Below are 13573 nucleotides of genomic sequence, written 5' to 3'. Positions count from 1 at the left end.
CCAAGTCCGCAAATTAATATATATGTATACAGATCCAATTGCAGATTTCCTTACAAGAGTTAGAAACGCAGTGCGTGCTAACCATAGAGTAGTGGAAATTCCTGCATCAAATTTAAAAAAGGACATAACTAAAATATTATTCGATCAAGGATATATTTTAAGTTACAAGTTCGATGATTCTTCAGTACAAGGAACAATTAAAATTGCCCTTAAGTACAATAAAGAAACTAAAGAACCAGTAATTAGAAAGTTACAAAGAATCAGTAAGCCTGGTTTACGTAAGTATTCTAGTTCAACAGAACTACCTCGTATCCTTAACGGTTTGGGTATTGCAATTGTTTCTACTTCTCACGGAGTAATGACAGGAAAGCAAGCTCAGCGTGAGAATGTTGGTGGTGAAGTTTTATGTTACGTTTACTAATCTATAAAACAAGAAAGAGATGTCAAGAATAGGAAATAATCCAGTGGCAATTCCAGAAGGAGTTACTATAGATGTAAAAGATAACGTTATTACAGTAAAAGGTAAGTTAGGAGAATTATCTCAATCTTACGATACTGTAGAAGTTAAAATTGAAGAAGGAAATGTGTTAGTAACACGTCCTTCAGACAATAAGGAAAGTAAAGCAAAGCACGGTTTATATAGATCACTTGTCAATAATATGATTGATGGTGTTTCTAAAGGATGGACAAAAGAGCTTGAGCTAGTAGGAGTAGGATATAGAGCAAGTAACCAAGGTAACAGATTAGAGTTAGCTTTAGGTTTTTCTCACAACATTGTATTAAGTGTTGCACCAGAAGTGAAAGTGGAAACAGTTTCAGATAAAGGTAAAAATCCAATCATTAAGTTAACATCTCATGACAAACAACTTGTTGGACAAGTAGCTGCGAAAATTCGCGGATTTAGACCACCAGAGCCTTATAAAGGTAAAGGAGTTAAGTTTGTAGGTGAAATACTAAGAAGAAAAGCTGGTAAATCAGCATAATAATTAAGTTATGAAGTTAACAAAAAACGAAAAAAGACTAAGAATTAAAAGCAGAATTCGTAAGGTTGTTTCTGGTACAGAAGCTAGACCTAGATTAGCTGTTTTTAGAAGTAATAAAGAAATTTATGCTCAAGTTGTTGATGATGTTACTGGTAAAACTTTAGCAGCTTCATCTTCAAGAGATAAAGATATTAGTTCTGTAAAAGGTAACAAAAGTGATGCCGCTACATTAGTAGGGAAGTCAATAGCCGAAAAAGCAATTAAAGCTGGAATAAATACTATCGCTTTTGATAGAGGTGGTTATTTATATCATGGTAGAGTAAAATCATTAGCTGAAGGAGCTAGAGAAGCAGGACTTAAATTCTAAGAAATTATGTATAAAAAATACAGAAGCGCAGAGTTAGTAAAACCAAGTGGGTTAGATCTTAAAGATCGTTTAATTGGTGTGCAAAGAGTTACTAAAGTAACAAAAGGTGGTAGAGCATTTGGATTTTCAGCAATCGTTGTGGTTGGTGATGAAGCAGGTGTGGTAGGTCATGGTTTAGGAAAATCAAAAGATGTAGCTAGTGCAATCGCAAAAGCTATTGAAGATGCTAAAAAGAACCTTGTACGTATTCCTATTATAAATGGAACTTTACCTCACGAACAAAAAGGTAAATACGGTGGAGGACGAGTAAACATCATCCCTGCAGCTCCTGGTACAGGAGTAATTGCTGGTGGAGCTGTGAGAGCTGTATTAGAAGCAGTTGGAGTTCACGATGTATTATCTAAATCTCAAGGATCTTCTAATCCACATAACGTAGTAAAAGCTACTTTTGATGCATTATTGCAGTTAAGAAGTGCTCAAACTATTGCTCGTGAAAGAGGTATATCTTTAGAGAAAGTTTTTAACGGTTAATATTTACAGAAATGGCAAAGATAAAAGTAACGAAAGTTAAGAGCGCGATCAACCGTACTAAAAGACAAAAGCTAACATTGTTAGCTTTAGGATTAAAGAAGGTGGGACAAACTATAGAGCACGAAGACACTCCTAATATTTTAGGAATGATTAGAAAAGTTAATCACTTAGTTTCTGTAGAAGGAGCTAAATAACATATACTGAAAAATGAATTTAAGTAATTTAAAACCTGCAGAAGGTTCAGTAAAAAACCAAGGAAAAAGAATAGGTAGAGGACAAGGTTCTGGTAAAGGTGGTACTGCTACACGTGGTCACAAAGGAGCAAAATCTCGTTCTGGTTATTCTAAGAAGGTTGGTTTTGAAGGTGGTCAAATGCCACTTCAAAGACGTGTACCTAAGTTTGGTTTTACAAATATCAACCGTAAAGAACATCAAGGTATTAACTTAGATACTTTACAAAAATTAGTTGATGATAAGAAAATTAAGGATACTTTAGATTTTGAAACAATTGTTTCTTTAGGTTTAGCTGGTAAAAATGAGCTAGTTAAAATCTTAGGAAGAGGAGAGTTAAAAACGAAGTTAACTGTAACTGCACATAAATTTACTGCTACTGCAAAAGCTGCTATTGAAGCTGCTGGTGGAGAAGCTGCAACTTTATAAGACCTACTAAAGAATATGAAATTTATAGAAACGATAAAGAATGTTTGGAAAATCGAAGAACTAAGAAACCGAATCATATTTACTTTAGGTTTATTATTAGTTTATCGTTTTGGTGCACAAGTTGTTTTACCAGGAATAGATGCTTCACAATTAGCTAGCCTGCAAGGTAAAGCTGATGGTGGAGGTATATTTGGTTTATTAAATGCCTTTACAGGAGGAGCTTTTGCAAACGCATCAGTTTTTGCTTTAGGTATTATGCCTTACATATCTGCTTCTATTGTAGTTCAGTTAATGGGAATAGCAATTCCTTATTTACAGAAATTACAAAAAGAAGGAGCTAGTGGACAGAAGAAAATAACTCAGATTACAAGATGGTTGACCATAGGTATTTGTTTAGTACAAGCACCAGGTTATCTAGCAAGTTTAGGCCCAATGTTTGGTATTCCTGATTCTGCATTCTTGTTAGGTCAAGGTGGCGTATTCTACTTTTCATCTATAGTAATATTAGTAACAGGTTGTATTTTTGCAATGTGGTTAGGAGAAAAAATTACAGATAAAGGTATCGGTAATGGAATCTCTTTATTAATTATGGTAGGAATTATTGCTACATTACCAAAATCTTTCTTACAGAACATGAGTGCTAGATTTACTTCAGGTAATGGTGCAATGATGATTCTTTTTGAAATATTAATTTGGTTTGCTATCATAGCAGGATCTATATTATTAGTAATGGCTGTTAGAAAAATTGCTGTTCAATATGCTAGAAGATCTGCTACAGGTGGATATGAGAAAAATGTATTTGGAGGAGCTAGACAATTTATTCCATTAAAGCTTAACGCTTCTGGAGTAATGCCAATTATTTTTGCACAAGCTATTATGTTTGTACCAGGATTAATTGGTGGTTCATCTTTATTAAAAGAAACTACAACCGGTCAATGGATGGTTGCAAATTTCTCTGATATGTTTGGATTATGGTATAATGTTGTATTTGCTTTATTAATTATAATATTCACATATTTTTATACTGCGATTACTGTACCAACAAATAAGATGGCAGACGATTTAAAACGTAGCGGTGGTTTTATACCAGGTATACGTCCAGGATCTGAAACATCAGAATATTTAGACAAGATTATGTCTCAAATAACTTTACCAGGTTCAATATTTTTAGCTTTAATAGCTATATTCCCAGCTTTTGTTTTCAAATTAATGGGAGTGCAATCTGGTTGGGCATTATTTTTTGGTGGAACATCATTATTAATTATGGTTGGAGTAGCAATTGATACTATGCAACAAGTAAATTCTTATTTGTTAAATAGACACTATGACGGCTTAATGAAAACTGGTAAAAACAGAAAAGCAGTAGCTTAATGTAAATAAGGTTTAGAAATCTAGGCAAGGTATTTGCAAATAGATTACTAAAAAAAATATATATGGCAAAACAAGCAGCAATAGAACAAGACGGAACAATTATAGAAGCATTATCAAATGCTATGTTCCGTGTAGAATTAGAAAACGGTCACATTGTGACAGCACATATATCTGGTAAAATGCGTATGCATTATATTAAGTTGTTACCAGGTGATAAAGTGAAATTAGAAATGAGCCCTTATGACTTAACTAAGGCTCGCATAACTTATAGATACTAATTACGATGAAAGTAAGAGCATCAGTTAAAAAGAGAAGCGTAGATTGTAAAATCGTACGTAGAAAAGGTAGACTTTATGTCATTAACAAAAAGAATCCTAGATTCAAACAAAGACAAGGATAATTATGGCTAGAATTGCAGGTGTAGATATACCAAAAAACAAAAGAGGAGTGATCTCATTAACTTATATCTACGGAGTAGGTAGAAGCAGATCACAAGAAATTTTAGCAACAGCTAAAGTAGACGAAAGTATTAAAGTTCAAGATTGGGACGATGATCAAATAGCAGCCATTCGTGATGCCGTTGGAACATTTACAATTGAAGGCGAATTACGTTCTGAAACACAATTAAACATTAAGCGATTAATGGATATTGGATGTTACAGAGGTATACGTCATAGAGCTGGTTTACCTTTAAGAGGTCAACGTACTAAAAACAACTCTAGAACCAGAAAGGGTAGAAGAAAAACTGTTGCTAATAAGAAAAAAGCAACTAAATAATAATTAGAAATTTGGTCTTTAGTGTTTAGACGTTGGAAAGAATCTGTTTGAAATTATTTAGGTTTAGGATTCTAGCGACTATCAACTAACTACTTAGAACTATAGAAATATGGCAAAGACAAATGCAAAAGCAACTAAAAAACGTAAAGTTATAGTTGAATCTGTTGGAGAAGCTCACATTACTGCTTCTTTTAACAACATTATTATCTCATTAACAAACAAGAAAGGTGATGTTATTTCATGGTCATCTGCTGGTAAAATGGGATTTAGAGGTTCTAAAAAGAACACACCTTACGCAGCTCAACTATGTGCAGAAGATGCATCGGCTGTAGCTAAAGAAGCTGGTCTAAAGAAAGTAAAAGTTTACGTAAAAGGTCCAGGAAATGGTAGAGAATCTGCTATCCGTTCTATTCATAATGCAGGTATTGAAGTAACAGAAATTATTGATGTTACACCATTACCACATAATGGATGTCGTCCTCCAAAACGTAGAAGAGTATAATTACGTTTTTTTAAACGTAATACTAGTAAGCAAATCAGATAAATTAATATCAACTATTTACATAGTTGATGTTAATTTTTTTGTGTAAATTTGCGAACTGAAAAAATATTATTAACAAGTATCAACGAGAGATCAACGCTAGTCGAAGGATAAGATTAAGACCTTAATTCACCAAGCACTCTCAAAAAAACAATTTAAAATGGCAAGATATACTGGTCCTAAAACTAAAATAGCTCGTAAATTTGGTGAAGCTATATTCGGAGATGACAAAGCCTTCGAAAAAAGAAATTACCCACCAGGACAACATGGAAACGCACGTCGTCGTGGTAAAAAATCTGAATATGCAATCCAATTAATGGAAAAGCAAAAAGCTAAATATACTTATGGTGTATTAGAAAAGCAATTCAGAAATATGTTCAAGAAAGCAACTGCATCTCCTGGAATTACAGGTGAAGTTTTATTACAATTATGTGAGTCTAGATTAGATAACGTAGTGTTTAGAATGGGTATTGCTCCTACAAGAAGTGCAGGTAGACAATTAGTTTCTCACAGACATATTACAGTAAATGGAGAGTTGGTAAATGTGCCTTCTTACCAATTAAAAGCTGGTGATGTTGTAGCTGTAAGAGAAAAGTCTAAATCTCTTGAAACTATTGAAAGATCATTATCAAACTCAAGTAATGTTTTCGAATGGATTACATGGAATAGCGCTACAAAGGAAGGAACTTACGTTTCTGTTCCTGCTAGAATCCAGATTCCAGAAAATATTAATGAGCAATTCATCGTAGAATTATACTCTAAATAATAAATAATCATATTGGTATTTAGCCAAAGGATTTTTAAGTGATCTTCAAACTTTTAAATCGCGCAACTAAATAACAATTAAAACGAAGAAAAAAATGGCAGTATTTAATTTTCAAAAGCCCGATAAAGTAATCATGATTGATTCTACTGATTTCGAAGGTAAATTCGAATTCAGACCACTAGAACCAGGTTACGGACTAACAGTAGGAAATGCTCTAAGAAGAGTTTTATTATCTTCTTTAGAAGGATTTGCAATTACATCTATTAGAATAGAAGGCGTTGATCACGAATTTTCAGCAATTGCTGGTGTAGTAGAAGATGTAACTGAAATTATTTTGAACTTAAAGCAAATGCGTTTTAAGCGTCAAATAGAAGATGTAGATAACGAGTCTGTTTCTATTTCTATTTCAGGGCAAGATAAAATTACAGCAGGTGATTTTCAAAAATTCATTTCAGGATTTCAAGTTTTAAATTCAGATTTAGTAATCTGTAATTTAGATCCTAAAGTAAATGTAACAATGGAAATTACAATTGAAAAAGGAAGAGGTTATGTTCCTGCAGAAGAAAATAAAAAAGCTTCAGCACCAATTGGAACAATCTTTATAGATTCAATTTATACACCAATAAAAAATGTTAAGTATAGCATTGAGAATTACCGTGTAGAGCAAAAGACAGATTACGAAAAATTAGTTTTCGAAATCCAATCTGATGGATCTATAACGCCTCAAGACGCTTTAACTGAAGCAGCAAAAACGTTAATTCACCACTTCATGTTATTCTCTGATGAGCGTATTACATTAGAAGCTGATGAAATAGCACAAACTGAAACTTATGATGAAGAATCTCTTCACATGAGACAGTTACTTAAAACTAAGTTAGTGGATATGGATTTATCTGTACGTGCACTTAACTGTTTAAAGGCTGCAGAAGTAGATACATTAGGAGACTTAGTATCTTTTAACAAAAATGATTTAATGAAGTTCCGTAACTTCGGTAAAAAATCTTTAACAGAGCTTGAAGAGCTTGTAAATGTAAAAGGTTTAAATTTCGGAATGGACTTATCAAAATACAAATTAGATAAAGATTAGGTATTTAGAGTGTGTTTATTATATAATATATACACTCTAAAATTTAATCAACACAATAAATAATTAATCATATTTTGCTCCTCGATAATTGAGTTTAGTAGCAAGATGATAAAACAAATGTCATGAGACACGGAAAAAAAGTAAACCATTTAGGTCGTCAAACGGCTCACAGAAAAGCAATGTTAGCTAATATGGCTTGTTCTTTAATAGAGCACAAACGTATTAACACAACTGTTGCAAAAGCAAAAGCTTTAAAAGGTTTTGTTGAACCAATGATAACTAAATCTAAAAACGATACGACACACAACCGTCGTTTAGTGTTTTCTAAATTGCGTCAAAAAGAAGCAGTTACAGAATTATTTAGAGATGTAGCAGCTAAAATTGGAGATCGTCCAGGTGGATACACTAGAATTATCAAGTTAGGTAATCGTTTAGGTGATAACGCTGACATGGCAATGATTGAGCTTGTAGATTACAATGAAATCTATAATGCTGATATGAAAGCTAAGAAAACTACTCGTAGAAGCCGTCGTGGTGGAAAAGCAACAGCTGCTCCAGTTGAGACTAAAGCAACTAATGAAGAAGAAGAATAAATGTTAATAAGCATTTAATATAAAAAGGATAAACTATTTTAGTTTATCCTTTTTTTTATGCAATTTTGCTAAACTTTTTGACACAACTACTATACAAATGAAATATCAAAAATTAAAAAAGGCATTAATCTTATTAGCAGATGGAACCATTTTTCATGGTAAAGCTGTAGGTAAAGAGGGTAGTGCATTTGGTGAAGTATGCTTTAACACTGGAATGACAGGTTATCAAGAAATATTCACAGACCCATCTTATTATGGACAATTAATGGTTACTACCAATGCACATATTGGTAACTATGGTGTAAATAATGAAGAGGTAGAATCAGATTCTGTAAAAATTGCTGGCTTAATTTGTAAGAATTTCAGCTATGATTTTTCTCGCGATGCTGCCGATGGTTCTTTAGAAGATTTTTTAAACACAAATAATCTTTTAGCAATTTCAGATGTAGACACCAGAGCTCTAGTTGCTTACATTCGTGATAATGGAGCTATGAATGCTGTTATATCTACAGACGTAGATAATATTGAGGCTCTTAAAAAGCAACTAGCAGATACTCCAAACATGAATGGTTTAGAATTGGCATCTAAAGTATCTACCAAAGAAGCATATACTGTTGGTGATGAAAACGCTTCTATTAGAATATCTGCTTTAGATATTGGTATAAAAAAGAACATCTTAAGAAATTTAGTAAAGAGAGGTGCTTATGTAAAAGTCTTTCCTTATAATTCTAAGTTTGAAGATTTAGAAGCTTTTAAGCCTAATGGTTACTTTTTATCTAATGGTCCTGGAGATCCAGAACCATTAATAGAAGCTCAAGAGGTAGCTAAAGAAATTATAAAAAGAGATTTACCATTATTTGGCATTTGCCTAGGGCATCAAGTAATAGCATTAGCAAATGGTATTTCAACTTATAAAATGCACAATGGACATAGAGGTATAAATCATCCTGTAAAAAATCTAATTACAGGAAAAGGTGAAATTACATCTCAAAACCATGGTTTTGCTATTAATAGAGAAGAAACAGAAGCACATAGCGATGTTGAAATTACTCATGTACATTTAAACGACAATACTGTTGCTGGTGTAAAAATGAAATCTAAAAATGTGTTTTCAGTTCAATATCACCCAGAAGCAAGTCCAGGACCACATGATTCTTCGTATTTATTTGATGAATTTATAAAGAATATTCAAAAAAACTAATATCAAATAAGCAATAGAATGTATTTTCTGTTGCTTATTTTATTTTACTAAAACGTTATAGAGGAATTTTTATTTAATTCTGATATAAATAGTATATACAACAAAAAATTAAACCGTAAATTTAGAGGTAAAACAAAAAATTAAAACACCAATTATGAGTATAATTATTAATGTTCACGCAAGACAAATTTTCGATTCAAGAGGAAATCCAACAGTAGAAGTAGATGTAGAAACAGAGAATGGATTTGTAGGAAGAGCAGCAGTACCATCTGGAGCATCAACTGGAGAACATGAAGCTGTAGAGTTACGTGACGGAGGAGATAAATTCATGGGAAAAGGAGTTACTAAAGCAGTAGATAATGTAAACTCTATATTAGCTGAAGAACTTTTAGGAGTAAACGTCTTTGAACAAAATTATATCGACACATTAATGTGTGAAATAGATGGTACTCCAAACAAATCTAAGTTAGGAGCAAACGCTATTTTAGGTGTATCTTTAGCAGTTGCTAAAGCAGCAGCAGCAGAAATAGGGATGCCATTATATCGTTATGTAGGTGGTGTAAGTGCTAACACACTTCCTGTGCCAATGATGAATATTATTAATGGTGGTTCTCATAGTGATGCACCAATTGCATTTCAAGAATTTATGGTTATGCCTGTTAAAGCAGAGAGTTTTTCTCATGCATTACAAATGGGTACAGAAATTTTTCATAACCTCAAAAAAGTATTACACGATAGAGGATTAAGCACTGCAGTAGGAGACGAAGGTGGTTTTGCACCTAACTTAGAAGGAGGAACTGAAGACGCATTAGATACTATTAAAAAGGCTGTTGACAATGCAGGTTATACTTTAGGAGATGATGTAATGATTGCATTAGATTGTGCTGCAGCAGAATTTTATGTAGACGGAAAATATGATTATTCTAAATTTGAAGGGGAAACAGGTAAAATAAGATCTAGTAAAGAACAAGCAGACTATTTAGCTGAATTATCTCGTAATTATCCAATTATCTCTATTGAAGATGGTATGGACGAAAACGATTGGGATGGTTGGAAATACTTAACAGAACAAATTGGAGATAAAGTACAGTTAGTTGGAGACGATTTATATGTAACTAATGTAGAGCGTTTATCTAAAGGTATAAAAAAGGATATTGCAAACTCTATTTTAATTAAAGTAAACCAAATTGGAACTTTAACAGAAACGATTGCAGCAGTAAATATGGCACACAATGCAGGTTATACTTCTGTAATGTCTCATAGATCTGGTGAAACAGAAGATAATACTATTGCAGATTTAGCGGTAGCCTTAAATTGTGGACAAATTAAAACAGGATCTGCTTCACGTAGTGATCGTATGGCAAAATACAATCAATTATTACGTATCGAAGAAGAACTAGGAGAAGTTGCTTACTACCCTAAAATGAATGCATTTAAAATAGGATAAACATTAATTATCTAATTAAAATTTAAAGCCTTTTAGTAAATAACTAAAAGGCTTTTTTTATACAATAACTTTTATCAATATCTTAATTGTTAAATCCTTGTAAATAAGCTTTAAAAATTCCGACTTATTTTGTAAATTAGCATTCCGCATAAACAAGTAAAAATTCAATAAAAATATGTCAAAAACTGCTACGTTAGAAATCGACGGAAAAAAGCATGAGTTTCCTTTAATAGTAGGAACAGAAAATGAAGTTGCAATAGATATTAAAACACTAAGAGCTGTAACAGGTGGTGTAACAACTATAGATCCTGGTTATAAAAACACAGGAGCCTGTGAAAGTGCAATCACTTTTTTAAATGGAGAAGAAGGGATTTTAAGATATAGAGGTTATTCTATTGAAGAATTAGCAGAGAAAGCAGATTTTTTAGAAGTAGCTTACTTGTTAATTTTTGGAGAGTTACCAACTCAAGAACAATTAGATAAATTTAATGCAGATATTAAGGAGCAATCTGTAGTAGATGACGATATTAAAAAAATAATAGACGCTTTTCCAAAGTCGGCTCACCCAATGGGAGTGTTGTCTTCTTTAACAAGTGCTTTAACAGCCTTTAATCCATCTTCAGTAAATGTAGATTCTGAAGAAGAGATGTATAAGACTGTTTGTAAAATAATGGGTAAATTTCCTGTATTAGTCGCTTGGACTATGCGTAAGAAAAATGGATTGCCATTAAATTACGGAGATAGTTCTTTAGGTTATGTAGAAAACATTTTAAAAATGATGTTCTCTAAACCTAATGAAGATTACAAACAAAACGAAATTTTAGTAAACGCATTAGATAAGTTATTAATCTTACATGCAGATCACGAGCAAAACTGTTCTACTTCTACAGTAAGAATAGTAGGTTCTGCACACACAGGATTATTTGCATCTATATCTTCTGGTATTTCTGCACTTTGGGGACCTTTACATGGTGGAGCAAACCAAGCAGTATTAGAAATGTTAGAAGCTATTAAAGAAGATGGAGGAGATACAAAAAAGTTTATGGCTAAGGCTAAAGACAAAGAAGATCCTTTCCGTTTAATGGGCTTTGGTCATAGAGTTTATAAAAACTTTGATCCTCGTGCAAAAATTATTAAAGTTGCTGCAGATGAAGTGTTAGCAGATTTAGGTGTTGAAGATCCAGTACTTGATATAGCTAAAGGTTTAGCTTCTGAAGCATTAAGCGATGAGTATTTTGTGAAACGTAAATTATATCCAAACGTAGATTTCTATTCAGGTATTATTTATAGATCTATGGGAATTCCTGTAGAAATGTTTACTGTAATGTTTGCTTTAGGTCGTTTACCAGGTTGGATTGCACAATGGAAAGAAATGCGTGCGCGTAAAGAACCAATTGGTCGTCCAAGACAAATTTATATTGGTGAAAACCTTAGAGATTTCAAAACTATTGAAAAAAGATAATATTTAATAAATTTCATATTAAGCTTCATAAGAAATTATGGAGCTTTTTTACATATTAGAATCATGTTAAAACTCAATGTTAAAAACGAAACATCACGGCTTAGAGCTGTTGTTTTAGGTACAGCTGTAAGTAATGGTCCAACACCAAGTTTAGATGAAGCTTACGATCCAAAATCTGCTCTTCATATTAAAGCAGGAACTTATCCTGTGGAAGCAGATATGGTTAAAGAAATGGAAGCAGTTGCTGCTATTTTTAAAAAGTACGACATTAAGGTTTATAGACCTGAATTAATTGAAGATTGTAATCAAATTTTTGCTAGAGATATCGCTTTTGTAATAGACGATGTCTTTGTAAAAGCAAATATATTACCAGAGCGTGAGAATGAACTGGATGCTATTCAATATGTAATAGACCAAGTAAATCCTGCCAAGGTTATTAGGCCAGAAGAAGAAGTACATATAGAAGGTGGCGATGTTATGCTATGGAACGATTATATTTTTGTAGGTACCTATAGAGAAGCAGATTATGCCGATTATATTGTTGCAAGAACCAATCGACAAGGTGTTGAATTTTTAGAAAAAACATTTCCACATAAAAAAGTTAAGTCTTTTAACTTAAGAAAATCACAAACCAACCCAAGAGACAATGCATTACATTTAGATTGCTGTTTTCAACCAATTGGGACCAACAAAGCCATTTTACACAAAGAAGGTTTTCTTGAAGAGGAAGAGTATGAGTGGTTGTTAAATTACTTCGGAAAAGAAAATTGTTTTATTATTTCTAAAGAAGAAATGTATAACATGAATAGTAATATTTTTTCAATTTCTGAAGATGTTATTGTCTCTGAGAAAAACTTTACAAGATTAAATACTTGGTTACGTGATAATGGTTTTACGGTTGAAGAAGTCCCTTATGCCGAAATCTCTAAACAAGAAGGACTACTTAGATGTAGCACTATGCCATTAATTAGAGATTAAATAAGTTTTACAGAATAATAATAAGTAGAATATAAAGAATACGTGTTGTTAGTAATTTAACTTCACGTATTTTTTTATTTACGATATATGCTTCTAGGATAGTCAGACATTCTAATGTTTTCTTTTTTTAATTCTGACAATGCATTTTTTGCAATCCATTGTGCCGATTTACTATTAAACATTAGTATTTCTTGAGCAGTATTTATAGCTCTTTTATTCAAGTCTATATTGCGTTTTCCAATGTTTCGTAATGCCCAGTTTACAGCTTTTTTAACATACTGTCTTTCATCGTTTGCTTCACGTTTTATTATTTGAAAAAAGGGTTCAAATAATTCGTTTTCACCTGTTTTATTAGCCATGCAATAAGAAGCTAAGATTGTAAATCCTGCTCTTTTTTCAAATTCAGGAACTCTTTCAGTCCACTCTATTATTTTAGGAATAGCAAATTCGCTTTTAGAGAAAAGGCCCATACAGAAGCTGTCGCAAATCTCCCAGTTTTCGAATGTTTTAACCCATTTTTCCATTAACGGTACTGTAATATCTTTTGGGTTATACATTTTACTACATAATAGTCGTGCTTCGTAGATTCCGCTATCAAAAAGTTGTAATGCAAGCTCGTTGTTTTTTCCAATATCTTTGGCGATAATCTTTAAATCTTTATGATAAATACCTAAAGAATTAATTGAAATCACTCCAAATTTTTGCTCTTTAAAGATTACTTTATCAGTATCTTTTAGGCTGTAGAGACGTTCAATAATTTTATTGTAAGTCATTGAAATTTGAAGTTTAGAGATGTAATTGTTTACAAA

The 13573-nt window shown here is 32.4% G+C and carries 19 protein-coding genes; 18 read left to right on the top strand and 1 reads right to left on the bottom strand.

Features of this window, described 5'->3' with window-relative positions:
• Positions 1-22: 22 nt before the first annotated feature.
• The 18 genes from rpsH (at position 23) to Q0935_RS13260 (ending at position 12764) form a co-directional block, all read left to right on the top strand.
• Complete coding sequence (gene rpsH, locus Q0935_RS13345) at positions 23-421, top strand: 30S ribosomal protein S8 (protein WP_055446727.1); 399 nt, start codon at positions 23-25, stop codon at positions 419-421.
• 19 nt (positions 422-440) lie between these two features.
• Complete coding sequence (gene rplF / locus Q0935_RS13340; protein ID WP_299254127.1) at positions 441-983, top strand: 50S ribosomal protein L6; 543 nt, start codon at positions 441-443, stop codon at positions 981-983.
• A gap of 10 nt (positions 984-993) precedes the next feature.
• Positions 994-1350: a 50S ribosomal protein L18 gene (gene rplR / locus Q0935_RS13335; protein ID WP_299254130.1), complete on the top strand. Its 357-nt coding sequence runs from the start codon at positions 994-996 to the stop codon at positions 1348-1350.
• A 6-nt stretch (positions 1351-1356) separates the two neighbouring features.
• On the top strand, positions 1357-1881 hold the full coding sequence (rpsE, locus tag Q0935_RS13330; RefSeq protein ID WP_055435717.1) for a 30S ribosomal protein S5: 525 nt from the start codon (positions 1357-1359) through the stop codon (positions 1879-1881).
• Positions 1882-1892: 11 nt separating this feature from the next.
• Positions 1893-2075: a 50S ribosomal protein L30 gene (gene rpmD, locus Q0935_RS13325; RefSeq protein WP_055435718.1), complete on the top strand. Its 183-nt coding sequence runs from the start codon at positions 1893-1895 to the stop codon at positions 2073-2075.
• Between the two features lie 13 nt (positions 2076-2088).
• Complete coding sequence (rplO, locus tag Q0935_RS13320) at positions 2089-2541, top strand: 50S ribosomal protein L15 (protein WP_299254137.1); 453 nt, start codon at positions 2089-2091, stop codon at positions 2539-2541.
• A gap of 15 nt (positions 2542-2556) precedes the next feature.
• The gene (gene secY, locus Q0935_RS13315) at positions 2557-3912 is read left to right on the top strand and encodes a preprotein translocase subunit SecY (RefSeq protein WP_299387097.1); all 1356 of its coding nucleotides are present in this window, start codon (positions 2557-2559) and stop codon (positions 3910-3912) included.
• A gap of 62 nt (positions 3913-3974) precedes the next feature.
• On the top strand, positions 3975-4190 hold the full coding sequence (gene infA, locus Q0935_RS13310) for a translation initiation factor IF-1 (RefSeq protein ID WP_007094967.1): 216 nt from the start codon (positions 3975-3977) through the stop codon (positions 4188-4190).
• 5 nt (positions 4191-4195) lie between these two features.
• Entirely contained in the window at positions 4196-4312 is a 117-nt protein-coding gene (gene ykgO, locus Q0935_RS13305) for a type B 50S ribosomal protein L36 (RefSeq protein WP_076732133.1), read from the top strand.
• Between the two features lie 2 nt (positions 4313-4314).
• Positions 4315-4689 (top strand): 30S ribosomal protein S13, encoded by a 375-nt coding sequence (gene rpsM / locus Q0935_RS13300; protein WP_055435721.1) that lies wholly within the window; start codon positions 4315-4317, stop codon positions 4687-4689.
• 109 nt (positions 4690-4798) lie between these two features.
• The gene (gene rpsK, locus Q0935_RS13295; RefSeq protein WP_055435722.1) at positions 4799-5191 is read left to right on the top strand and encodes a 30S ribosomal protein S11; all 393 of its coding nucleotides are present in this window, start codon (positions 4799-4801) and stop codon (positions 5189-5191) included.
• Positions 5192-5390: 199 nt separating this feature from the next.
• On the top strand, positions 5391-5996 hold the full coding sequence (rpsD, locus tag Q0935_RS13290; RefSeq protein ID WP_299254151.1) for a 30S ribosomal protein S4: 606 nt from the start codon (positions 5391-5393) through the stop codon (positions 5994-5996).
• Between the two features lie 94 nt (positions 5997-6090).
• Complete coding sequence (locus Q0935_RS13285; RefSeq protein WP_055435724.1) at positions 6091-7083, top strand: DNA-directed RNA polymerase subunit alpha; 993 nt, start codon at positions 6091-6093, stop codon at positions 7081-7083.
• Positions 7084-7205: 122 nt separating this feature from the next.
• A complete protein-coding gene (gene rplQ, locus Q0935_RS13280; RefSeq protein WP_055435725.1) occupies positions 7206-7676 on the top strand; it encodes a 50S ribosomal protein L17 in 471 nt (156 codons plus the stop codon).
• A gap of 97 nt (positions 7677-7773) precedes the next feature.
• Positions 7774-8877: a glutamine-hydrolyzing carbamoyl-phosphate synthase small subunit gene (gene carA, locus Q0935_RS13275; RefSeq protein ID WP_299387090.1), complete on the top strand. Its 1104-nt coding sequence runs from the start codon at positions 7774-7776 to the stop codon at positions 8875-8877.
• A 154-nt stretch (positions 8878-9031) separates the two neighbouring features.
• Positions 9032-10324 carry a phosphopyruvate hydratase gene (gene eno / locus Q0935_RS13270; RefSeq protein WP_299387086.1) on the top strand — a complete coding sequence of 431 codons (1293 nt, stop codon included), beginning with the start codon at positions 9032-9034 and terminating at the stop codon, positions 10322-10324.
• Positions 10325-10499: 175 nt separating this feature from the next.
• The gene (locus Q0935_RS13265; RefSeq protein WP_299254161.1) at positions 10500-11786 is read left to right on the top strand and encodes a citrate synthase; all 1287 of its coding nucleotides are present in this window, start codon (positions 10500-10502) and stop codon (positions 11784-11786) included.
• A gap of 63 nt (positions 11787-11849) precedes the next feature.
• Positions 11850-12764, top strand: coding sequence for a dimethylarginine dimethylaminohydrolase family protein (locus Q0935_RS13260; protein ID WP_299387082.1), 915 nt, complete (start codon positions 11850-11852; stop codon positions 12762-12764).
• 74 nt (positions 12765-12838) lie between these two features.
• Here the strand turns inward: Q0935_RS13260 and Q0935_RS13255 are convergent, their stop codons facing one another.
• Complete coding sequence (locus Q0935_RS13255; protein WP_299387078.1) at positions 12839-13537, bottom strand: DNA alkylation repair protein; 699 nt, start codon at positions 13535-13537, stop codon at positions 12839-12841.
• Between the last annotated feature and the right edge of the window lie 36 nt (positions 13538-13573).

The organism is uncultured Lacinutrix sp. (assembly GCF_947500605.1).
GTDB lineage: Bacteria > Bacteroidota > Bacteroidia > Flavobacteriales > Flavobacteriaceae > Lacinutrix.
Note: the sequence above shows the minus strand (reverse complement) of the source record. Positions and strands in the feature narration are given on the sequence as shown.